Genomic DNA, 21,591 nt, shown 5'->3' on the forward strand with positions numbered 1-21,591 from the left:
ACCGGCCGGGGTGATGCGAGGGGATCGCCCTCGGGTCCCCCGGCCGGGCGGCGGGCGTTCCTAGCGGAAGTCGCCGAAGGAGTCGGAGAGGTCCTCCTGCTCCGGCCGCTCCTGCCGGTCCGCCTGCTGCTGCTCGGGCCGCTCCTGCTGGTCCGCCTGCTGCTGCTCCTGCTTGCGGGCCTGGCGGAAGACCACCGCGGCGGCCTGGAAGTCGCCGGCCTTGTCTCCCGGCTGGAGGGTGGCGACCGGCTCGCCCCCGCACTCGGCGTCCTCGAACAGCAGGGCCTCCGAGTCGGTCCTGTTCACCGCTTCGACGACGTTCGACGCGGCGGACGGCAGCGCGTGGCACGCGTCCGCGCCGTCGTCCTTGATCTGGGCGTTCTTCTCGTTCTTGTTCTGGTCCACGTAGACGTAGTCGAGGACCTTGCCGTCGTCGGCGAACGCCTGGGCTCCGGCGGGGAGGACCAGCGCGAGGGCTCCGGCGAGCGCGGCGGCAGTGGTGCGAAGACGCATGGGGGTTCCGTTCCTTCCACGGTGACGACACCGAACCGGTCGGCATCCGTGACGGAGCGTAGGGAGGTGGCGCCATGCGGAAACCTTTCCCCCGGGGTGCCGTGCTCGTTTTCACCAGCCCGGCGGTACCGGGGGCCCTGCGGCGGCCGCCGGGAGCCCCGCGGCTCAGATGCCGAGCTGGGCCACCGACAGCCTGGCGACGGCCTCCTTCGGGCCGTCCAGTTCCACCGCCGCGGCGTCCTGGCGGCCGAAGCAGAACAGCGTCAGCTCGCCCGGCTCGCCGGTGACCGTCACCACCGGGGTGCCCTTGTGCGCGATCGCCGTCTGCCCGTTCGGGCGGCGCAGCACCAGGCCCACCGGGGAGCGGCGGCCCGTCAGCCGGGCCAGCTTCTCCAGCCGGGACCACAGGGCGTCGGAGAACACCGGGTCCAGCTGGCGCGGCGTCCAGTCCGGCTGGGCGCGCCGCACGTCCTCGGCGTGGACGTAGAACTCCACCGCGTTGGCCGCCTCGTCGATCTGCTTGACGGCGTACAGGGACATCTTCGGCGGGCCGGTCCGGATCAGCTGGATCAGTTCCTCGTACGGCTTGGCCGCGTACTCGGCCATCGCCTTGTCCAGCCGGTCCTTCAGGACGTTCAGCAGCAGGCCGCCCGCCGCGTCCGGGCGACGCTCCCGGACCACCACGTGCGCCGCCAGTTCCCGGGCCCGCCAGCCGTCGCACAGCGTCGGCGCCTCCGGCCCCACCGCCTCCAACAGGTCCGCCAGCAGCAGGCGTTCACGCTTCGCATGGGTAGACATGTGTGCCAGCCTACGACCGGAACGCGCCCCGTGCCCGCCCATCAGGCGGACGGTGATCCATCGGGCCCGTCCGGGCGCGGCACAATGGCCCCCATGAGTACGTCCTCCCTCGATCCCGCCATCGCCGCCCGGCTCAAGCGCTCCGCCGACGGCCTGGTCCCGGCCATCGCCCAGCAGTACGACACCGGTGAGGTGCTCATGCTCGGCTGGATGGACGACGAAGCCCTGCACCGCACCCTGACCACCGGCCGCTGCACCTACTGGTCCCGCAGCCGCCGGGAGTACTGGGTGAAGGGGGACACGTCCGGCCACTTCCAGCACGTGAAGTCCGTCGCCCTCGACTGCGACGCCGACACCCTCCTCGTCAAGGTCGACCAGGTCGGTGCCGCCTGCCACACGGGCGCCCGTACGTGCTTCGACGCCGATGTCCTTCCGCTGGCCGAATAGGCAGTTAGGGTCCCTCCCCATGGATCTTGAGACGTTCCGCAAGCTCGCGGCGGACCGCCGCGTCATCCCCGTGAGCCGCAAGCTCCTGGCCGACGGCGACACCCCCGTCGGGCTCTACCGGAAGCTGGCCGCCGAACGCCCGGGCACCTTCCTGCTGGAGTCCGCCGAGAACGGCCGCTCGTGGTCCCGGTACTCCTTCGTCGGTGTCCGCAGCGCCTCCACGCTGACCGTCCGCGACGGCGAGGCGCACTGGATCGGGACCCCGCCCGTCGGCGTCCCCACCGACGGTGACCCGCTGGACGCCCTGCGCGCCACCGTCGAGGCCCTGCACACCCCCCGCGACCTCGCCACGGGGATGCCGCCCTTCACCGGCGGCATGGTCGGCTACCTCGGCTACGACATCGTGCGCCGCCTGGAGCGGATCGGCGAGCACACCGCCGACGACCTGCAGCTGCCCGAGCTGACCATGCTGCTCACCTCAGACCTGGCGGTCATGGACCACTGGGACGGCACGGTCCAGCTCATCGCCAACGCCATCAACCACAACGACCTCGACACCGGTGTGGACGAGGCGTACGCGGACGCGGTGGCCCGGCTCGACGCGATGGAGGCCGACCTGGCACGGCCCGCCCCGTACACCCCGACCCCGCTGCCCGCCTCCGAGCTGCCGGAGTTCTCGGCCCTGTGGGGCGGGGAGGAGTACCAGGACGCCGTCGAGGACATCAAGGAGCGGATCCGGTCCGGGGAGGCCTTCCAGGTGGTGCCCTCGCAGCGCTTCGAGACCCCCTGCGCGGCCTCCGCGCTGGACGTCTACCGGGTGCTGCGGGCCACCAACCCGTCCCCGTACATGTACCTGTTCCGCTTCGAGAACGGCTTCGACGTCGTCGGGTCCAGCCCCGAGGCCCTGGTCAAGGTCGAGGACGGGCGGGCCATGGTCCACCCGATCGCCGGCACCCGCCACCGCGGGGCCACCCCGCAGGAGGACCACGAGCTCGCCGAGGAGCTGCTGGCCGACCCCAAGGAGCGCGCCGAGCACCTGATGCTCGTCGACCTGGGCCGCAACGACCTGGGCCGGGTCTGCGAGCCCGGATCGGTGGAGGTCGTCGACTTCATGTCGATCGAGCGGTACTCGCACGTCATGCACATCGTCTCGACCGTCACCGGCCGGGTCGCCGAGGGCCGCACCGCCTTCGACGTCCTGACCGCCTGCTTCCCGGCGGGCACGCTCTCGGGTGCGCCCAAGCCGCGCGCCATGCAGATCATCGAGGAGCTCGAACCCTCCCGCCGGGGCCTGTACGGCGGCTGCGTGGGCTACCTCGACTTCGCCGGGGACTCCGACACCGCGATCGCGATCCGCACCGCGCTGCTGCGCGACGGCACGGCGTACGTCCAGGCCGGCGCGGGAGTCGTCGCGGATTCGGTGCCCGAGCTGGAGGACCTCGAGTGCCGCAACAAGGCCGCCGCGGTCCTGCGCGCGGTGGGAGCGGCCAACCGGCTGAACGCCTCCTGACCCGGTAGGGGATAGTGGGGGTGTGAGTGCCGTACCCCCACCCCGAAACGACACCGACGCCCCTGCCGCAGCGGACGCCCCTGAAGGCCGCGGCGGCCGCCGCAGCGTGGCCGTCGCCCTGCTGCTCGGCGCGCTCGGTGCCACCGTCGTCCTGCTCGCCTCCGGCCGTGTCTGGGCCCGGGGCACCGCCGCCGTCGGAGGCGGCTCGCTGCCGCTGACCGCGGACGGGCGGGCCGTCACCGGACTTCCGGCGGCCCTGGCCATCGTCGGCCTCGCCGCCCTGGTGGCCGTGTTCGCCGTACGCGGCAGGAGCCGGCTGCTGGTCTCCGGGCTGCTGGCGCTGAGCGGCCTGGGCGCGGCGCTCGCCGCGGTGCTGGCCGCAGACGACCGGCAGGCGCTGGACGCGCAGGCGGCCCGTACGACGGCGGACACCGCGGCCCGGGTGGGCGCTCTCACGCACACGGCCTGGCCCTACGTCACGGCCGCCGGTGCGGCCCTGATCCTGGTCGCCGGTCTGCTGGCCCTGCGGTTCGGCCGCAGCTGGCCCGCGATGGGGGGCCGGTACGAGCGGGACGGCAGTCCCAGGCCCCGCAAGGCGGCCGTGGTGGACCCCGACCGGCCCGAGGACCTGTGGAAGGCCCTGGACCGCGGCGAGGACCCGACCCGCTGACCGGGCACCGCGCCCGGTGCGGGACAATGGGCCGCGGGCAGTCGACACAGACCGCGATTTTTATAGACAGCGCTGCGACAGAGCAAACGAGGAGCAACTCATGGCGGGCACGAACCACGGACACACCCCGGCCGCCTGGACCGGTGTCATCATCGCCTTCATCGGTTTCTGCGTCTCCGGCGCCTTCATGGTGCTCGCGAACCCGCTCGGCTTCTGGGCCGGTCTCGTCGTCGTCGCGCTCGGCGGTGTCGTGGGCATGGCCATGAAGGCCGCGGGCATGGGTGCGCCGAAGGGCGCCCACGAGGACCTGGCCGTCGTCATCGCCGCCAACAAGGCCGCCGCCAAGGTCTGAGGACCGGCCCAGGTCTGAGGACCGGCCGAGGTTGCAGGGGCCCGTCGAGGCCCCCGTACCGGTGCACACCTTCGAAAGGCGCGGCCCCGCCGGGCTGCGCCTTTTGTCATGAGCGGAGAGAATCAGCGGGTGGACGCCCCTCGCAGCCCCTACGCCGTGCCCGCGCCGCCCCGGGGCCGCGCCCGGCGGCTGGCCCCGCCGGCGCTCACGCTGGCCTCCGCCGCCCTGGCCTTTGCTTACGTGGGCGCCGTGGATCCGAATGAACCGGGCCACTATCCGGTCTGCCCGCTTTTCCGCCTCACCGGAATCCTGTGCCCCGGATGCGGCGGGCTGCGCAGTGCGCACGCGTTCGCCCACGGCGATCTGATCACCGCTTTGGGGGCAAATGCCCTGGCCGTCGTCGGCTACTTCGTCTTCGCCGGTTTCATGATCCTTTGGCTGGTTCGCGCATGGCGCGGCGCCCCGGTCCCGCGCTTTGTCCTGCGGCGGCCGTACTGGTGGGCCATCGGGGTGCTGACGCTGGTCTTCGTCGTCGTCCGAAACCTGCCCCTCGGATCGGCACTGGCCCCATAACGCCTGCACAGGGCCTATATGAATCCTGGATTCCGAATGTCCAGTCAATGGGACGGCGTCAACCGCGTGCGGAGGGCAAGGCCTCCTGCGGATACCATTTGATTGCTGACCTTGCAGTTGTACGTGTCTGCAAGGCGGCCGACCGTCATCAACCCGAAAGGGGGCCGCTCGCGTGAGTGTGCTCGACGAGATCATCGAAGGGGTCCGCGAAGACCTTGCCGAACGGCAGGCCCGCGTGAGCCTCGACGAGCTCAAGGAGCGTGCCGCCAAGGCGCCCCAGGCCAAGGACGGCGTCGCGGCCCTGCGCGGCGACGGCGTCAAGGTGATCTGCGAGGTCAAGCGCTCCAGCCCCTCCAAGGGCGCGCTGGCCGCGATCGCGGATCCGGCCGGACTCGCGGCGGATTACGAGGCCGGTGGTGCGGCGGTCATCTCCGTCCTCACCGAGCAGCGACGCTTCGGCGGCTCGCTGGCCGACCTGGAGGCCGTCCGCGCCCGCGTGGACATCCCGATCCTGCGCAAGGACTTCATCGTCACCGCGTACCAGCTGTGGGAGGCCCGCGCCTACGGCGCCGACCTCGCCCTGCTGATCGTCGCCGCTCTGGAGCAGGAGGCCCTTGTCTCCCTCATCGAGCGGGCCGAGTCCATCGGACTCACCCCGCTCGTCGAGGTCCACGACGAGGAAGAGGTCGAACGCGCGGTCGACGCCGGCGCCAAGATCATCGGCGTCAACGCCCGCAACCTCAAGGACCTCAAGGTCGACCGCTCCACCTTCGAGCGCGTCGTCGGCGAGATCCCGGCCCACATCGTCAAGGTCGCCGAGTCCGGCATCCGCGGGCCGCACGACCTGATCGCCTACGCCAACGAGGGCGCCGACGCCGTCCTCGTCGGGGAATCCCTGGTCACCGGACGCGACCCGAAGGCGGCCGTGGCCGACCTCGTCGCCGCCGGCGCCCACCCCGCCCTGCGCCACGGCCGGAGCTGACCGACCCGTGACCACCGACCGTCCTCCCGTCCGCACCCGGCCCGGCTTCGGCCCCGCCGCCGTGCCGACGGCGCACGCGCCCCTGGCGCGCGGCTGCCGCCCCCGCGGCTGCCGCGCCCCTGCCCGGCGCGTGCACGGGCGGCGGGTCCGGTACGTGATCGGCTCCGAGCCCGGTCAGGTCAACGGCATGCGATGGCGCACCACGGCCGCGCCGTAACGAGGACCGACCGGGTCCGGTACGTCTGACGTCGTCTCCCGACGACGCCCGCCGTACCGCCCGCGGTGCTCGCTCACGGCCCGTGGCCCCGGGCCGCCGGCTCCGGGCGCGGGCTGCTGCGCCCGTACGCATCCCCACCCCCGCAGCGGGGTGCGCGTGCGGCGGGCCGGCGGCGCAATACGGTGCATCCATCCCATCGCACCCGTAGGAGTACTGGCCATGTCCAGCAGCTCGTTCTTCATTCCGGACCCCGAGGGTCAGGTCCCCAACGCCGAGGGCTACTTCGGCGACTTCGGCGGCAAGTTCATCCCGGAGGCGCTCGTCGCCGCCGTGGACGAGGTCGCCGTCGAGTACGAGAAGGCCAAGGGCGACCCGGCCTTCGCGGCCGAGCTCAACGACCTCATGGTCAACTACACCGGCCGGCCCAGCGCCCTCACCGAGGTGCCGCGGTTCGCCGAGCACGCCGGCGGCGCCCGGATCTTCCTCAAGCGCGAGGACCTCAACCACACCGGCTCGCACAAGATCAACAACGTGCTGGGTCAGGCGCTGCTCACCAAGCGCATGGGCAAGACCCGCGTCATCGCCGAGACCGGAGCCGGCCAGCACGGCGTGGCCACCGCCACCGCCTGCGCCCTCTTCGGCCTCGAGTGCACCGTCTACATGGGCGAGATCGACACCCAGCGCCAGGCCCTGAACGTGGCCCGGATGCGCATGCTCGGCGCCGAGGTCATCGCCGTGAAGTCCGGCTCCCGCACCCTCAAGGACGCCATCAACGAGGCGTTCCGCGACTGGGTCGCCAACGTGGACCGCACCCACTACCTCTTCGGCACGGTCGCCGGCCCGCACCCCTTCCCGGCCATGGTCCGCGACTTCCACCGGGTCATCGGCGTCGAGGCCCGCCGCCAGATCCTGGAGCGCACCGGCCGGCTGCCCGACGCCGTCGCGGCCTGCGTCGGCGGCGGCTCCAACGCCATCGGCCTCTTCCACGCCTTCATCCCGGACGCCGACGTCCGCCTGGTCGGCTTCGAGCCCGCCGGACACGGCGTCGAGACCGGCGAGCACGCCGCCACGCTGACCGCCGGCGAACCCGGCATCCTCCACGGGTCCCGCTCGTACGTCCTCCAGGACGAGGAGGGCCAGATCACCGAGCCGTACTCGATCTCGGCCGGCCTGGACTACCCGGGCATCGGCCCGGAGCACTCCTTCCTGAAGGACTCGGGCCGCGGCGAGTACCGCGCGGTCACCGACGACGCCGCGATGCAGGCCCTGCGCCTGCTCTCCCGCACGGAGGGCATCATCCCGGCGATCGAGTCGGCGCACGCCCTCGCGGGCGCCCTCGACCTGGGCAAGGAGCTCGGCAAGGACGGGCTGATCCTGGTCAACCTGTCCGGCCGCGGCGACAAGGACATGGACACCGCCGCACGCTACTTCGGCCTCTACGACGACCAGGCCGCCACCGAGGGGGAGCGCAAGTGAGCACGGACGCCAACGCCAAGGGCAACATCCAGCTGCTGAGCGACACCCTCGCCAAGGCGAAGTCCGAGGACCGCGCGGCCCTCGTCGCCTACCTCCCGGCCGGCTTCCCGACCGTCGACGGCGGCATCGAGGCCGTCAAGGCCGTCATCGCGGGCGGCGCGGACGTGGTCGAGGTCGGCCTCCCGCACAGCGACCCGGTCCTGGACGGCGCGATCATCCAGACCGCCGACGACATCGCCCTGCGCGGCGGCGTCAAGATCGCCGACGTGCTGCGCACCGTGCGCGAGGCCCACGCCGCGACCGGGGCGCCGGTGCTGGTGATGACGTACTGGAACCCGATCGACCGCTACGGGGTGGAGCGCTTCGCCACCGAGCTGGCGGCGGCGGGCGGCGCGGGCTGCATCCTGCCCGACCTGCCGGTCCAGGAGTCCGCGCTGTGGCGTGAGCACGCCGACAAGCACGGTCTGGCGACCGTCTTCGTCGTCGCCCCCAGCAGCCGGGACGAGCGCCTGGCGACCATCACGGCCGCCGGTTCCGGTTTCGTCTACGCCGCCTCGCTGATGGGCGTCACCGGCACCCGCGAGTCGGTCGGCAACGAGGCCCAGGAACTCGTCCGCCGCACCCGGACGAAGACCGAGCTCCCGGTCTGCGTCGGCCTCGGCGTCTCCAACGCCGTCCAGGCCAAGCAGGTCGCGGGCTTCGCCGACGGGGTGATCGTCGGTTCGGCCTTCGTGAAGCTGCTGCTGGACGCGCCGGACCTGCCGGCCGGGCTGGCCGCCGTACGGGCCCTGGCGGGCGAGCTCGCGGACGGCGTGCGCAGGGGCTGACCGCGGCCGGCGCACCCGGCTGACGCGGCCGTCGTGCACGGCCGGCGCACGCGGCGGACGTACCCGGCCGACGTACGCGTTCGACCCGTGGCGCGAACCCCTGAGCGGGTTCTGTAGTCCGATCGGGTGGAAGTGGGAGCGGGGAGGCACGCGAGTGCCTCCCCGCTTCGTTTGGCCGAACGTGAGCGAGAAGAACGACGGTGCGAACCGCGAAGCGAAACGATCGGCCCGCGAGCGGCTCCAGGTGGAGCGCGAGCGCGAGAAGAAGAGGGAGAAGCGGCGGCGGACCCTCATCGTGGCGTCGGCCGTGGTCGGCGTCCTCGGCCTGGCGGCCGTCGTCGGCCTGATCGCGGCCAACACCGACAAGGGGGACGGATCCGCCGACGCGGGCCCGGTCAGCGCCCCCTCCGGCGCGACCGGCAAGGACGCGCTCGCCATCCAGACGGGCAAGCCCGAGGCCAAGTCCACGCTGACGGTGTGGGAGGACTTCCGCTGCCCCGCGTGCAAGGCCTTCGAGACCAACTACCGGGACACGGTCCACGAGCTGGAGGCCAAGGGCCTGCTCAAGGTCGACTACCACCTGGTCACCCTGATCGACGGGAACATGGGCGGCAGCGGCTCGCTCAAGGGCGCCAACGCGGCCGCCTGCGCCCAGGACGCCGGAAAGTTCGCCGAGTACCACGACGTCCTCTTCGAGAACCAGCCGCAGGAGACCAGCGACGCGTACGGGACGAACGCGAAGCTGCTGGAACTGGCCGCCAAGGTGCCCGGGCTGGACACCCCCGCGTTCCGCAAGTGCGTCGAGGACGGGACGCACAACAGCTGGGTGAACAAGTCCTTCGAGGCGTTCCGGGCCGGGAAGTTCCGGGGCACCCCGAGCGTGCTGCTGAACGGCAAGGACATCTTCGCCGACCAGGCCAACCCGGTGACCCCGCAGAAGCTCAAGGAGCAGGTGGAGGCCGCCGCGAAGGGGACCGGGGGCGGGGCCGCCAGCGCCTCCCCGTCGGCTTCCGCTTCCGCCTCGGCTTCGGCGTCCCCCTCGAAGGGGTCGAAGACCTCGGGGGCCGGGGCGGCCTCCTCCTCGGCCGCGGCGAAGACCTCGTCCACGGCCTCCGGGTCGAGGGCCGGATCGGCCGGGACCGCGACCGGGACCTCCACAGGGGCCGGGACCACGACCGGGGCCGCGACCGGGACCTCGAAGGGAGCCGCGGAGGACTGACCGCCCCGTCTCGATTTGGCGCCAGGTTGCCGGGCGGGTTGCGGTCCGCACCGCCCGGCAGGGTAGCGTCGGCTCTGCCATGAACCTTGCCTATATCCCCAGCCCGTCGACCGGCGTGATCCATCTCGGACCGATCCCGCTGCGCGGCTACGCGTTCTGCATCATCATCGGCGTCTTCGTCGCCGTCTGGCTCGGCAACAAGCGGTGGATCGCGCGCGGCGGAAAGCCGGGCACGGTCGCGGACATCGCCGTGTGGGCGGTGCCGTTCGGCCTGGTCGGCGGTCGCCTCTACCACGTGATCACCGACTACCAGCTGTACTTCGGCGAGGGCCGCAACTGGGTCGACGCCTTCAAGATCTGGGAGGGCGGCCTCGGCATCTGGGGCGCGATCGCGCTGGGCGCGGTGGGCGCCTGGATCGGCTGCCGCCTGCGCGGCATCCCGCTGCCGGCCTGGGCCGACGCCCTGGCTCCCGGCATCGCCCTAGCCCAGGCCTGCGGACGCTGGGGCAACTGGTTCAACCAGGAGCTGTACGGCCGCGCCACCGACCTGCCGTGGGCGCTGAAGATCAGTGACGGGCCCAACCGGGTCGCCGGGACCTACCACCCGACGTTCCTGTACGAGTCGCTGTGGTGCCTGGGCGTCGCCGCGCTGGTGATCTGGGCCGACCGCCGCTTCAAGCTCGGACACGGCCGGGCGTTCGCCCTGTACGTGGCCGCGTACTGCGCGGGCCGCGGCTGGATCGAGTACATGCGCGTCGACGAGGCCCACCACATCCTGGGTGTCCGGCTGAACGTGTGGACCGCGATCGTGGTCTTCATCCTGGCCGTCGTCTACTTCGTCCTGTCGGCGAAGCTGCGGCCCGGCCGCGAGGAGGTCGTGGAGCCGGACCGCGGCCCGGCGGCCTCCGACCCGGCCGCCGAGGCCACGGCCGGCACCGAGGCCGAGGCCGACGCCACGGACGCCTCCTCGAAGCCCGCCGCCTCCGGGGAGAGCGCGGACTCCGCCGCCTCCGCCGCCTCCGGCGAGAGCGCGGACTCCGCGCCGAAGCCCGCCGCCGAGAGCGCGACCGCGGCTGACACCGGTGCCGAGGGCAAGGCCGGCTCCGAGGACGCCGAGGCCCCGAAGGCCGCCAAGAAGCTCTGACCGGGTCGTCCGGACCATGACGGGAGGGGGCGCCGCGCACCACGCGGCGCCCCCTCCCGTCTGCGTCGGCCCACTTCGCCCGCTACCCGTGGCCGCCGCCGCCCGCACGGCCCACGCCCCGCGCCGCAGACCCGCGCCTGTCGTCTGCGGCCTGAGTCTGCGTCTGCGCGTGCAGACCTGCGTCTGCCCCTGCAGTTCCGCGTATACGCCTGCGGACCCGCGCTGCGGACCAGCTCCTGCGCCTGTGGACCTGCGTCTGCCTGCGGGCCCGTGGTGGGGACCTGCGTCTGCGCCTGTGGACCTGCGTCTGCCTGCGGGCCCGTGGTGGGGACCTGCGTCTGCGCCTGCGGACCTGCGACTGCCTGCGGACCCGCGCTGGGGACCTGCGTCTGCGCCCGCAGGCCCGCGCCGGTCGTCTGCGGCTTGCGTCTGCGCCTGCACCCGCCCGTGCGGACCTGGGTCTGCGCCTGCGCCCGCGCGGGCGGACCTGGGTCTGCGCCTGCGCCCGTGCGGACCTGGGTCTGCGCCTGCGCCCGCGCTGCGGGCCTGCGGCTGCGCCTGCGCCCGCGCTGCGGGCCTGCGGCTGCGCCCGTGGACACCCGCGGCTGCGCCCGCGGGCCCGCGGGGCCGCGTGGGGTCATTCGCGGCGGGCCAGGGCGACCACGCGTTCGGCGCCGGCCAGGACCGCCGGGTCGACGAAGCGGCCGTCGGGCAGGGCCACCGCCCCCGGGGAGCGGCGGGCGGCCGCGACGATCTCCTGGGCGGCGGTGACCTCCTCCGGGCGCGGCAGGTAGGCCCGCTCGATCACCGGCAGCTGGCGCGGGTGGATCGCCGCCCGGCCCAGGAAGCCCAGGGCCCGCCCCCGGGCGCAGGAGAGCGCCAGGGCCTCCAGGTCCCGGATGTCCGGGAACACCGACTGCGCGGGCGGGGCCAGCCCCGCCGCACGGGCCGCGACCACCACCCGGGAGCGCGGCCAGTCCAGGCCCTCGTCCGCGCTGATGCCCAGGTCGGCCCGCAGGTCGGCCTCGCCGAGCGAGAGCCCGCGCAGGGCGGGGTGCGCGCGGGCGATCTCGTACGCGCGCTCCACGCCCACCGCCGACTCCAGCATGGCGTGCAGCGTCACCCCGCCCGTGCGGTCGGCGACCGCAACGATCTGCTCCGGGGCCGTGATCTTCGGCAGCCGCAGCCCCGAGAGGCCCCGCAGCCCGGTCAGGGCGGTGAGGTCGGCACCCGCCCAGGGCGACTCCAGCGCGTTGACGCGGACGAAGACCGGTACCGGGGGCTGCTCGGCGAGCCGCTCCGCGGTGGCGGCGCGGGCGTACTCCTTGCGGGAGGCCGACACCGCGTCCTCCAGGTCGACGATGACGGCGTCGGCCCCCGAGTGCAGGGCCTTGGCGACCACCTCGGGGCGGTCGCCGGGTACGTAGAGCCACGTCAGGATCACAGGGCCCGCTCCATCCGGAGTGCGCTGATCTCGGCCTCGGACAGGCCGAGTTCGGTGAGTACGGCGTCGGTGTCCGCGCCGTGCGGGCGGCCCGCCCAGCGGATCGCGCCGGGGGTGTCGGACAGCCGGAACAGGACGTTCTGCATCCGGAGCGGGCCGAGTTCGGGATCGTCGACCTCGGTGACGGTGTCCAGGGCCGCGAACTGCGGATCGGCCATGACGTCCCGTACGTCGTAGACCAGGGCCACGGCGGCCTCGGCCTCCTCGAACGCGGCGATCACGTCGTCGGCCTTGTGGCGGCCGATCCAGCCGCCGACCGCCTCGTCCAGGACGGGCGCGTGGGCCGCCCGGCCGGAGCCGGTCGCGAACCACGGCTCGGTGATCAGCTCGGGCCGGCCGACGAGCCGCACCACGCGCTCGGCGACGGACTGGGCGGAGGTGGAGACCGCCAGCCAGCGCCCGTCGGCACTGCGGTACGTATTGCGCGGGGCGTTGTTCGTGGAGCGGTTGCCGGTGCGCGGCTGGACGTAGCCGAGCTGGTCGTACCAGAGCGGGTGCGGGCCCAGCACCGTGAGGATCGGCTCGATGATGGCCAGGTCCACCACCTGCCCGTGGCCGGTGCGCTCACGCCCGGCGAGCGCGGTCATCACGGCGTACGCGGTGGTCAGCGCCGCGATCGAGTCGGCGAGGCCGAAGGGCGGCAGGGTCGGCGGGCCGTCCGGCTCCCCGGTGATCGCGGCGAAGCCGCTCATCGCCTCCGCGAGGGTGCCGAAGCCGGGACGGCGGGCGTACGGGCCCTGCTGGCCGAAGGCCGTGACGCGGGCCAGCACCAGCCGCGGGTTGGCGGCGGACAGCTCGGCCCAGCCCAGGCCCCACCTCTCCAGCGTGCCGGGGCGGAAGTTCTCGACGACCACGTCAGCGGTGGCGGCCAGCCGCAGCAGGGTGTCGCGCCCGCCCGGGGTGGACAGGTCGAGGGTCATCGTCCGCTTGTTCCGGCCGAGCAGCTTCCACCACAGTCCGATGCCGTCCTTGGCGGGGCCGTGCCCGCGCGAGGGGTCGGGGCGCCGCGGGTGTTCCACCTTGACGACGTCGGCGCCGAAGTCCCCGAGCAGGGTGGCGGCGAGCGGCCCGGCGAAGAGCGTGGCGAGGTCCAGCACCCGCACCCCCTCCAGGGGGCCGAGGGGGGTCACGGGGCCTCCCCGGCCCCGGTGACGGGGCCGGTCGCGGCGAAGGCGTCCGTTTCGGCGCGGGTCGGCATCGAGTCCTGCGCCCCCGGCCGCTGGACGGACAGCGCGGCCGCCGCCGAGGCCCAGGCCAGCGCCCGCGGGACGGGGACCCGCTCCCCGAGGGCCACGGCGAGCGCGCCGACGAAGGTGTCACCGGCCGCGGTGGTGTCCACCGCGCGGACCCGGGGCGCGGGCACGGTCAGCGGCTCCCGCCCGCGGGCGGCGTACAGGCAACCGGCCGCGCCGAGGGTGACGACGACCTCGGGGACCTGGGACAGCAGGGCCTCGGCGGCCCGGTGGGGGTCGGTGAGGCCGGTGAGGGCTGCGGCCTCGTGCTCGTTGGGGACGAGCAGGTCGGTGACGGCGAGGAGCTCGGGGGGCAGCGGCTGGGCGGGGGCCGGGGTGAGAACCGTACGCACCCCGTGGGCGCGGGCGGCGAGCGCGCCGGCCAGGACGGCGGACAGGGGGAGTTCGAGCTGGAGGAGGAGCGCGTCGGCGGCGCCGATACGCGACTCGTCGCCCGCCTCCAGGCCGGTGACGCGGGCGTTGGCGCCCGGGATGACGATGATGCTGTTCCCGCCCTCGTCGTCGACGGTGATGTGAGCGGTGCCGCTGGCGCCCTCGACGGTGCGCAGCGCCGCCGTCTCGACGCCGGCCGCGGTGAGCGCGGAGCGCAGCCGTACGCCGAACTCGTCGGCGCCGACCGCGCCGATCATCACCACCTCCCCGCCGGAGCGGGCGGCGGCGACGGCCTGGTTGGCGCCCTTGCCGCCGGGGACGGTGCGGAACTCGCGGCCGGTGACGGTCTCCCCGAGGCGGGGGGCCTTGGGGACGTAGGCGACGAGGTCCATGTTGGTACTGCCGAGCACGGCGATGGCCGTCATGGGCGGGCTGCCTCCTGTGCGGTGAGCTGGGCGAGGGTGTCGAAGCCGATGCCGTCGAAACCGGGGACGGTGGTGGCGAGACGGTTCTTGAGCGGGGCGGACCAGCGGTGCGGGACCCCGCCCGGGTCGACGAGCGCGGCGAGGGAGCCGGCCGTCGCCCCGTTGGAGTCGGTGTCCCAGCCGCCGGAGACCGCACGGCAGACGGAGCGGGTGAAGTCCCCGTCGGCGTGGGTGAGGGCGGCGGCGACCAGGGCCGTGTTGGGAACGGCGTGGACTCAGCATGCCTTCCGCGGGGCGGGTCGGGTGGCGTTTCGTGGGGTGGGCCGGGGCGGGCTCCGGTGCGTGGGCCGGGTTGTACTCCGGTGCCGGGCGGGGCGGCCTGCCTTCGGTGGGGCGGGCCGGGGCGGGATCCGGTTCGTGGGCCGGGTCGTGTTGTGGTGCCGGGCGGATCAGCATGCCTTCCGCGGGGCGGGTCGGGTGGCGTTTCGTGGGGCGGGCCGGGGCGTGCTCCGGTGCGTGGGCCGGGTCGTGTTGTGGTGCGTGGGCCGGGTTGTAGGTCGGCCTACCTTCCGGCGCACCGGCCGGGACGGGATCCGGCCCCGGCGCCGCCTCCTGCGGAGGGTGGCCCGCGGCGCGGGCCGGGTCTGCGGGGCCTTGCGGCGCGGCCGGGCCGCCGCCGGGGCCGGGGGCGGCCCCCAAGGGGGCGTCCGGCAGGGCCGGAAGCCGCTGTGCGGTGCGCCCTGCCGGGGCGGGGGTGCAGGAACTCGCCGCCGGGGGAGGGGTAGTGGGCGGGCTGGCCGCCGGGGGCGGCCAGTCCGGGCAGGCGGCCCTGATGGCCTCCAGGGCCCCCGGCTCGTCCGCGGCCGACGCGGACGGGAGCCGGGCCAGGTCGTCCAGCAGGCGGGCAGCCAGCGCGCGCAGCTCCGGCGGGGCCGGGGCGGGGGAGGCCCCGGCCCGCTCGGGGGCGGGGCGACCGCCCGCGGCGAGCCAGGCCCGCAGGACGGGAGCCGGATCCCGGCCGTCCTCGGCGGCCTGCCGCAGCTCGTGCCCGACCAGGTCCTCGGGCTGCGCCCAGGTGAGCCGGACGGCCCCGGCCGCACGACCCTCCGGGGGCGGGGCCGGGCCGAGGCCAGGGGACGGCCGCCAGGCCGGCCCCACCGCCCCGTCCGGCCCCGATCCCGCGGGGGTCCGCCCGGCGCGGGGCGGGGCGGCCGGGCCGGTGTCCGCGGAGGGTTCCCCGGGCCCGGCTTCCGTGGGCGGTGGCGGGGAGGCGTGCCGTGCGGGGTTCGGGTCGGCCGGGGGGTTCTGCCCGGGGGGGTGTGCGGGGTTCGGGCCGGTTTCCGCGGGGCGCGCCGCCGGGCCGGTGCCGTCGGAGGACTCCCCGGGCCGGGATTCCGTGGGCGGGGGTGGGGCGGGGGAACCGTCCGGGGCGGCCCCGGTCGCACGGGCTCCCGGGGGCGGGGCCGCGCCGGGGCCGGGGGAGGGCCGGCCGGCCGACCCCACTGCCCCGTCCGGCCCGGTTCCCGGGGGCGGCGACGTGGCCGCGGCGAGGGTCCGCTCGGCGTGGGGCACGGAGCCCGGGCCGGTGCCCGCGGACGGTTCCTCGGGCCCCGCTCCCGTGGGCGCGCCGGGGGTCTGCCCGGCGCGGGGCGCGGAGGCGTGCCGTACGGGGTTCGGGTCGGCCGGGGGGTTCTGCCCGGGGGGGTGTGCCGGGTTCGGGCCGGTTTCCACGGGGCGCGCCGCCGGGCCGGTGCCCGCGGACGGTTGCTCGGGCCCCGCTCCCGTGGGCGCGCCGGGGGTCTGCCCGGTGCGGGGCGGGGAGGCGTGCCGTACGGGGGCCGGGGGCCCCGGTGAGGGGGTGCTGGGGGTCATCGGGGGGTCGTGAGGGCGTGGAACGCCGACTCGTGGTTGCGGCGGCGGGACCGGTCCAGGGCGAAGACCTCGCGGGCCACCGCGGCCAGCGCCGACGCCGGGGCGTGCAGGTCCAGGCGGCTGGCCTCGGCGACCTGCTTGGCCCAGACAGGCGGGACCGCGCCGACGCCGGACAGGGCTCCGGCGATCGCCCCCGCCATCGTGGCGATGGAGTCGCAGTCCCGGCCGTAGTTGACGGCGCCGAGGACCGATCCCTCGTACCCCCCGTCGGAGACGATCAGCATGCCGAGCGCGATCGGGAGTTCCTCGATCGAGTGGAGACGGGACGGCCGGCGCGCGCCCAGCGAGGGGGAGCGGTAGTCCGGCCCCACCGAGTCGTACGGGGCCACCGCCGCCCGCAGCGGGGCCAGCGCCGACTCGAAGTCCCGGTGGCGCCCCGCCACTTCGCACACCGCCGCGATCGCCTCCCGGGTGCCGTCCTTGGCCAGCGCCAGGGCCGCGTCCACCACCGAGGACGCCGTCGCCCCCGGCATGCACGCCGCCGCAACCGCCGCCGCGAACACGCCGGCCGCCTCGCGCCCGTACGAGGACTGGTGCGCCCCGGCGATGTCCAGCGCCTCCGCGTACGCGCCCGCCGGATGGCCCGCGTTGACGATGCCGACCGGAGCCATGTACATCGCCGCACCGCAGTTGACGATGTTGCCGTTGCCCGCCTCGCGGGGGTCCGCGTGGGCGTAGTGCAACCGGGTCACGATCCACTTCTCCGCGAGGAAGATCCGCTGGAGGGGGAGGGCCTCGGCTTCGAGTTCGGGGATCCAGCGCGGACGGGTCATCAGGTCCGGGACCAGGTGCTCGGCGATCGCGTACGCGTCGAGGTGGTCCCGTACGGCCTCGTAGACCCGTACCAGCGCGTGCGTCATCAGGGTGTCGTCGGTGACGTGGCCGTCGCCCTTGTGGTACGGCGCGATGGGGCGGGCCGTGCGCCAGTCCTCGTGCCACGGGCCGACGACGCCGTGCACGCGGCCGCCGTGCCGTTCCACGATCCGGTCCGGGGACCAGCCCTCTACCGGCCCGCCGAGCGCGTCGCCGACGGCGGCTCCGACGAGGCAGCCGGCCGCCCGGTCTTCCAGAGTGAGCGTCATGTCCGAATCATCCCTTGGGTGAGGTGAGTTCCGTGCGAGCGAGGAGCGCGGCGAGTTCGACGAGATCGGTGCCGGCGAGGCGGGGCAGGGCGCAGCCGGAGAGGGTGCGGCAGGCCTGGCGCCAGGCGGCGGGGATCGAATCCCCGCCGCCGAGGGCGCCGGTGAGCGCGCCGGCCAGGGCGGGGGCGGAGTCCGCGACGCGGGACAGGCAGGCGGCGGCCGGGACGGCCTCGGCGACCCGGCCGCGGGCGGCGGTGCTGAGGGCGAGGGCGACGGGGACCGTCTCGGCGGCGGCGATGCCGTAGCTGTAGACGTGGTCGACGATCTCGTGTTCGAGGGTCGGGACGATGGCGAAGGCGCCGCCGGGGCCGTCCGTGCGGGTACGGGCGAGCTTGACGGCGTGGCGGGCGTTGCGGCCGATCTCGGTGGCCGCGGGGAGCTGGGCGAGGGCGGCGTCGACGGCGGTGTCGGTGTCGGCGCCGGCGAGGGCGGTCGCGATGGCGGCGGCCATGGCGCGGGCGCCGTGGACCCCGTCGCCGTCCTGCGTGTAGCGGGCGTCGAACTCGGCGAGGTCGGCGGCCGCGGCCGGGTCGCCGGGGTGGACGACGGCCAGGACACAGGCGCGGACGCAGGCGGCGTCGTCGAAGTAGTGCGGGTTGTCGTGGCCGGTGGCGGGCGGGCGCAGGCCGGCCGCGAGGTTGCCGAGGCCGGCCCGTACGGAGATGCGGGCGCGGAGCGGGAGGACGGCGGACTCGACCTCGGGGGCGCGCTCGGCCGCGGCGGCGATCTCGCTGGCCAGGGCGTTCCAGGCGAGGTCGATGGCGGCCCGCATGCGGCGGGACCGGGAGAGGTCGCTGAGCAGCACGCCGGCCGCGGTGAGTACGGACTCGGCGGCGAAGGCGGCCCACTCGGCGTCGTCGGATGGCCCCAGGCGCAGGGGCTCGGGGGGCTGGTTCAGGGCGATGGGCACGGGGAGGGTGGTGGTCTGGTTCTGCTCGGCGAAGGTGTCGAGCTCGCGGGTGAGGCGGCGGGTCCACTCCGGCATGCGGCTGGCCCGGTGCCGGGCGGCCGGCCACCCGGCGGCGTCCCCGGCGGCCAGCCCGAGCAGCACGCCCTCGATCCGGCGCGGCCCACCGGAGGTTCCGTCCCCGGCCGCCGTCGGTACGGGCACGACCGCCCCGGCGGGCCCCGCACCGCCGACCCCGGTCGCGCCACGGACCCGCCCGGGCCCGGCGGGAGCCGCCGAGGCCCCGGCCGCCCCGGTGTGGGGTACGGGGCGGGGTGCGACCCCGGCTCCCGGAGGGGGCGGGGTGGGGCCGCCGCCCTGCGCGCCGCCGACCCGAAGCACGGCGACCGTCGGTACGGGCAACGGCCCCTCGGGCCCGCGGCCCTCCGCGGGAGCGTGCAACGGCCCCCCGGCCCTGGGGGGAGCCGCCGAGGCCCCGGTCGCCCCGGTGTGGGGTAGGGGGCGGGGTGCGACCCCGGCTCCCGGAGGGGGCGGGGTGGGGCCGCAGCCCTGCGCGCCGCCGACCCGCAGCACGGCGACCGTCGGTACGGGCAACGGCCCCCCGGGCCCGCGGCTCTCCGCCGGAGCCGCCAACGGCCGCTCGGGCCCGCGGCCCTCCGCCGGACCAGGCGACGGCCCCCCGGGCCCGCGGCCCTCCGCCGGAGCCGCCAACGGCCCCCCGGGCCCCCCGCGGCTCTCCGCCGGAGCGGGTGGCGGTGCGCCGCTGCCGGGCGCCGGTGCCGAGCCGGGGTCCAGGGCCGGTGCGAGGGCCCCGGCCGGAGACGGGTCCGGGGGCGCGACCGGTGCCTCGGCCCAGGTCGCGGCCGGGGCGGCCGGGGCGGAGCCCGGGGTCCGGGACAGGTCCGTGCGCGGGGTTCCCGCCGGGCCGGGGGATGCGGTCGGGCCCGGGAGGTCCGGGGCGGGGAACACGGTCAGGCCCGGGAGGTCCGGCCCCGGGAGGTCCGGGGCGGGGAACGCGGTCGGGCGCGGGAGGTCCGGGCCCGGGAGGTCCGGGGCGGAAGACGCGGCCGGCCCCGGGAGGTCCGGGACCGGGAGGTCCTGGCCGGGGGATGCGGTCGGGCCCGGGAGGTCCGGGGCGGGGGATGCGGGCGGGGACGGGAGGTCCGGGGCCGTTGGGGACGGCGTCGGGGCGGTCATCGGGTGGGCTCGGTTTCCGGGGTGAGGAGGTCGGCGATGTCCAGGACGTGGTAGCCCCGCATCGAGGGGAGGCAGCTGCCCCGGACCGGACCGATCGCCGCCGCCCAGGCTTCCGGGATCGCGGCGACGCCCGACAGGGCGCCGGAGAGGGCGCCGGCCACCGCCGCGGTGGTGTCCGCGTCGCGGCCCATGTTCACCGCCGTCAGGACCGAGGAGGGGAAGTCCCCGCCGCAGGCGGCGAAGGCGCCGAACGCCAGGCCCACCGCCTCCGGCGCCAGGTCCGTCCACGGGTAGCCGCCGATCACCACCGCGGAGCGCACCGCCCGCTCGCCCCGCGGGGCCGCGGTGACGGCCCGGCGCAGCGAGCGGGCGGTCCAGGAGTCGGAGGGGATGACCGACAGGGCCGCCGAGACCACCGAGGCGGGGGAGCCCCCGGCCATGGCGGCCGCCACGCCCGCCGCCACCGCCTGGCCCCCGTAGATGCCCTCGCCGTCGTGGCTGACGCTGCCGTCGATCGCGACCAGCCGCGCGGCCTCGGCCGGCCGGCCCGCCGCGAACACCCCGAAGGGGGCCGCCCGCATCGCCAGCCCGTCCGACCAGGCGTGGCGGTGCTGCGCGGAGATGGGCGCCGCGAGCCCGCGGCGCAGGTTCTCCAGGGTGCCGCGTTCGCTGAAGCCCGCCCCGCGGAACGGCCCCTCGTCGAGGTCGGCGATCCAGTGGTGCCAGGCCCGCTCGACGTGGGAGACGGTCAGCGCCGAGCCGTGGCGGGCCAGCAGCAGCCCGGAGAAGATCGCGTACTCGGTGTCGTCGGTGCCCGCCGGGTCGTCCGAGACGAAGCCCTCGATGCGGCCCCATTTCGCCCGGATCTCGGACGGCTTCATGTTCTCGGCGGGGGCGCCGAGCGCGTCACCCGTCGCGAGGCCGAGAAGAGCGCCCCTGGCCCGTTCGGGGAGGACCTGCGGATTGCATGCAATCAGCTCCATGGCGCGCCTCTCCATCTGATGGGACCCTCATGGGCCCATGGGGGATTTGTGCCACGGCATGTGGTTTGTCGCTCGCCGCGAAACACCCCGCCCAGGCCCCCGTCACCCGGTCGCCGAGCCGGGAAACCCCAGGTAAGTACGGCCTTCCTTGCTGGCGGGCGGCAGAAATCGTGCGTAGTTTCGAGGTGTTCAGGGGGAGTGGATGCCTGCGCGTCGTCTTCGCGTACCCACTCGTACGAAAAGGGGAGATACGCCGCATGTCCATCATCGACATCGAAGCACCGCTGCACACCGCGCACCGTGACAACCACACCCACCGCGATGTCAACGGCGGATGGCTGCGACCGGCCGTCTTCGGCGCCATGGACGGGCTGGTCTCCAACCTCGCGCTGATGACCGGCGTCGCCGGCGGCGCCGTCGCCCCGCAGACCATCGTGATCACCGGCCTGGCGGGCCTCGCGGCCGGGGCCTTCTCGATGGCGGCCGGCGAGTACACCTCCGTCGCGTCGCAGCGCGAGCTGGTCCTCGCCGAACTCGACATAGAGCGCCAGCAGTTGCGCAAGCACCCCGTCGACGAGATGGAGGAGCTGGCCGAACTGTACGTATCGCGCGGCGTCGAGCCGGCCCTCGCCCGCGAGGTCGCCATGCAGCTGTCCCGCGACCCCGACCAGGCGCTGGAGATCCACGCCCGCGAGGAGCTCGGGATCGACCCCGACGACCTGCCGTCGCCGATGGTCGCCGCGGTCTCGTCCTTCGGATCCTTCGCGCTGGGCGCGCTGCTGCCCGTACTCCCGTACCTGCTCGGCGCCACGTCCCTGTGGCCCGCGGTGCTGCTCGCGCTGGTGGGGCTCTTCGCCTGCGGCGCCGTGGTCTCCCGGGTCACCGCGCGGTCCTGGTGGTACAGCGGGCTGCGCCAGCTGCTGCTGGGCGGTGCGGCCGCCGGTGTGACGTACGTCCTGGGCACCTGGATCGGCGGAGCCGTAGGCTGACCGCGCAAGCAATGAGACACTATGCAGCGCGCAGCATAAGTACTCCTCATCGGAGTCCGTTACCCGGCGGTTTCGAATCCGTGTCCGCCGGGCATCAGACCAGGGCGCGCCGGGCAACGATGCCCACCCTGCCGGGCAACGATGCCCACCCCGCGTCGG

General features: G+C 75.1%; 19 protein-coding genes and 2 pseudogenes. 12 read left to right on the plus strand and 9 right to left on the minus strand.

Annotated features, from left to right (window positions below; genetic code table 11):
- Positions 1 to 60 precede the first annotated feature (60 nt).
- A complete protein-coding gene (locus ACIPK4_RS11120) occupies positions 61 to 513 on the minus strand; it encodes a hypothetical protein (RefSeq protein ID WP_402311146.1) in 453 nt (150 codons plus the stop codon).
- A 165-nt stretch (positions 514 to 678) separates the two neighbouring features.
- A complete protein-coding gene (locus ACIPK4_RS11125) occupies positions 679 to 1,311 on the minus strand; it encodes a TIGR03085 family metal-binding protein (protein WP_402311148.1) in 633 nt (210 codons plus the stop codon).
- 84 nt (positions 1,312 to 1,395) lie between these two features.
- Between ACIPK4_RS11125 and hisI the strand changes: the two genes are divergently transcribed.
- From hisI to lgt, 11 genes and pseudogenes are all read left to right on the plus strand, one after another.
- Positions 1,396 to 1,758, plus strand: coding sequence for a phosphoribosyl-AMP cyclohydrolase (hisI, locus tag ACIPK4_RS11130; protein ID WP_054224493.1), 363 nt, complete (start codon positions 1,396 to 1,398; stop codon positions 1,756 to 1,758).
- A 19-nt stretch (positions 1,759 to 1,777) separates the two neighbouring features.
- Entirely contained in the window at positions 1,778 to 3,268 is a 1,491-nt protein-coding gene (locus ACIPK4_RS11135; protein WP_402311150.1) for an anthranilate synthase component I, read from the plus strand.
- A 22-nt stretch (positions 3,269 to 3,290) separates the two neighbouring features.
- The gene (locus ACIPK4_RS11140; RefSeq protein ID WP_402311151.1) at positions 3,291 to 3,938 is read left to right on the plus strand and encodes a TIGR02234 family membrane protein; all 648 of its coding nucleotides are present in this window, start codon (positions 3,291 to 3,293) and stop codon (positions 3,936 to 3,938) included.
- 100 nt (positions 3,939 to 4,038) lie between these two features.
- Complete coding sequence (locus tag ACIPK4_RS11145; protein ID WP_402311153.1) at positions 4,039 to 4,290, plus strand: HGxxPAAW family protein; 252 nt, start codon at positions 4,039 to 4,041, stop codon at positions 4,288 to 4,290.
- Between the two features lie 108 nt (positions 4,291 to 4,398).
- The gene (locus ACIPK4_RS11150) at positions 4,399 to 4,863 is read left to right on the plus strand and encodes a DUF2752 domain-containing protein (protein ID WP_402311154.1); all 465 of its coding nucleotides are present in this window, start codon (positions 4,399 to 4,401) and stop codon (positions 4,861 to 4,863) included.
- Between the two features lie 172 nt (positions 4,864 to 5,035).
- Complete coding sequence (gene trpC / locus ACIPK4_RS11155; protein WP_054224488.1) at positions 5,036 to 5,845, plus strand: indole-3-glycerol phosphate synthase TrpC; 810 nt, start codon at positions 5,036 to 5,038, stop codon at positions 5,843 to 5,845.
- A 7-nt stretch (positions 5,846 to 5,852) separates the two neighbouring features.
- Positions 5,853 to 6,062 carry a tryptophan biosynthesis modulator TrpM gene (gene trpM, locus ACIPK4_RS11160; protein WP_054224487.1) on the plus strand — a complete coding sequence of 70 codons (210 nt, stop codon included), beginning with the start codon at positions 5,853 to 5,855 and terminating at the stop codon, positions 6,060 to 6,062.
- Positions 6,063 to 6,281: 219 nt separating this feature from the next.
- On the plus strand, positions 6,282 to 7,538 hold the full coding sequence (trpB, locus tag ACIPK4_RS11165; RefSeq protein WP_402311157.1) for a tryptophan synthase subunit beta: 1,257 nt from the start codon (positions 6,282 to 6,284) through the stop codon (positions 7,536 to 7,538).
- Positions 7,535 to 8,365 (plus strand): tryptophan synthase subunit alpha, encoded by an 831-nt coding sequence (trpA, locus tag ACIPK4_RS11170; RefSeq protein WP_385196117.1) that lies wholly within the window; start codon positions 7,535 to 7,537, stop codon positions 8,363 to 8,365. The genes trpB and trpA overlap by 4 nt, the downstream gene beginning before the upstream one ends.
- A gap of 181 nt (positions 8,366 to 8,546) precedes the next feature.
- Positions 8,547 to 9,338: pseudogene (locus ACIPK4_RS11175) on the plus strand (DsbA family protein); the annotation flags it as partial.
- A 325-nt stretch (positions 9,339 to 9,663) separates the two neighbouring features.
- Positions 9,664 to 10,728 carry a prolipoprotein diacylglyceryl transferase gene (lgt, locus tag ACIPK4_RS11180; protein ID WP_402311159.1) on the plus strand — a complete coding sequence of 355 codons (1,065 nt, stop codon included), beginning with the start codon at positions 9,664 to 9,666 and terminating at the stop codon, positions 10,726 to 10,728.
- 637 nt (positions 10,729 to 11,365) lie between these two features.
- Here the strand turns inward: lgt and ACIPK4_RS11185 are convergent.
- The 7 genes and pseudogenes from ACIPK4_RS11185 to ACIPK4_RS11215 all read right to left on the minus strand — a co-directional run bounded on the left by ACIPK4_RS11185 (position 11,366) and on the right by ACIPK4_RS11215 (position 20,443).
- Entirely contained in the window at positions 11,366 to 12,172 is an 807-nt protein-coding gene (locus tag ACIPK4_RS11185) for an HpcH/HpaI aldolase/citrate lyase family protein (RefSeq protein WP_402311161.1), read from the minus strand.
- Positions 12,169 to 13,362 carry a CaiB/BaiF CoA transferase family protein gene (locus ACIPK4_RS11190; RefSeq protein WP_402311163.1) on the minus strand — a complete coding sequence of 398 codons (1,194 nt, stop codon included), beginning with the start codon at positions 13,360 to 13,362 and terminating at the stop codon, positions 12,169 to 12,171. Before ACIPK4_RS11190 ends, ACIPK4_RS11185 begins: the two co-directional genes overlap by 4 nt.
- A complete protein-coding gene (gene rbsK, locus ACIPK4_RS11195; RefSeq protein ID WP_402311164.1) occupies positions 13,359 to 14,282 on the minus strand; it encodes a ribokinase in 924 nt (307 codons plus the stop codon). Before rbsK ends, ACIPK4_RS11190 begins: the two co-directional genes overlap by 4 nt.
- Positions 14,279 to 14,557 (minus strand): annotated as a pseudogene (locus ACIPK4_RS11200) (ADP-ribosylglycohydrolase family protein); the annotation flags it as partial. The gene rbsK and the pseudogene ACIPK4_RS11200, both read right to left, overlap by 4 nt.
- Before the next feature lie 1,593 nt (positions 14,558 to 16,150).
- A complete protein-coding gene (locus tag ACIPK4_RS11205; protein WP_402311166.1) occupies positions 16,151 to 17,296 on the minus strand; it encodes an ADP-ribosylglycohydrolase family protein in 1,146 nt (381 codons plus the stop codon).
- A 7-nt stretch (positions 17,297 to 17,303) separates the two neighbouring features.
- The gene (locus ACIPK4_RS11210) at positions 17,304 to 18,857 is read right to left on the minus strand and encodes an ADP-ribosylglycohydrolase family protein (protein WP_402311168.1); all 1,554 of its coding nucleotides are present in this window, start codon (positions 18,855 to 18,857) and stop codon (positions 17,304 to 17,306) included.
- A 599-nt stretch (positions 18,858 to 19,456) separates the two neighbouring features.
- Positions 19,457 to 20,443: an ADP-ribosylglycohydrolase family protein gene (locus ACIPK4_RS11215; protein WP_402311170.1), complete on the minus strand. Its 987-nt coding sequence runs from the start codon at positions 20,441 to 20,443 to the stop codon at positions 19,457 to 19,459.
- A gap of 257 nt (positions 20,444 to 20,700) precedes the next feature.
- On the opposite strand from ACIPK4_RS11215, the gene ACIPK4_RS11220 reads away from it, so the two are divergent.
- The gene (locus ACIPK4_RS11220; protein WP_054222611.1) at positions 20,701 to 21,432 is read left to right on the plus strand and encodes a VIT1/CCC1 transporter family protein; all 732 of its coding nucleotides are present in this window, start codon (positions 20,701 to 20,703) and stop codon (positions 21,430 to 21,432) included.
- Positions 21,433 to 21,591: the final 159 nt, after the last annotated feature.

Source organism: Streptomyces sp. NPDC086989 (genome assembly GCF_044745505.1).
Lineage (GTDB): Bacteria > Actinomycetota > Actinomycetes > Streptomycetales > Streptomycetaceae > Streptomyces.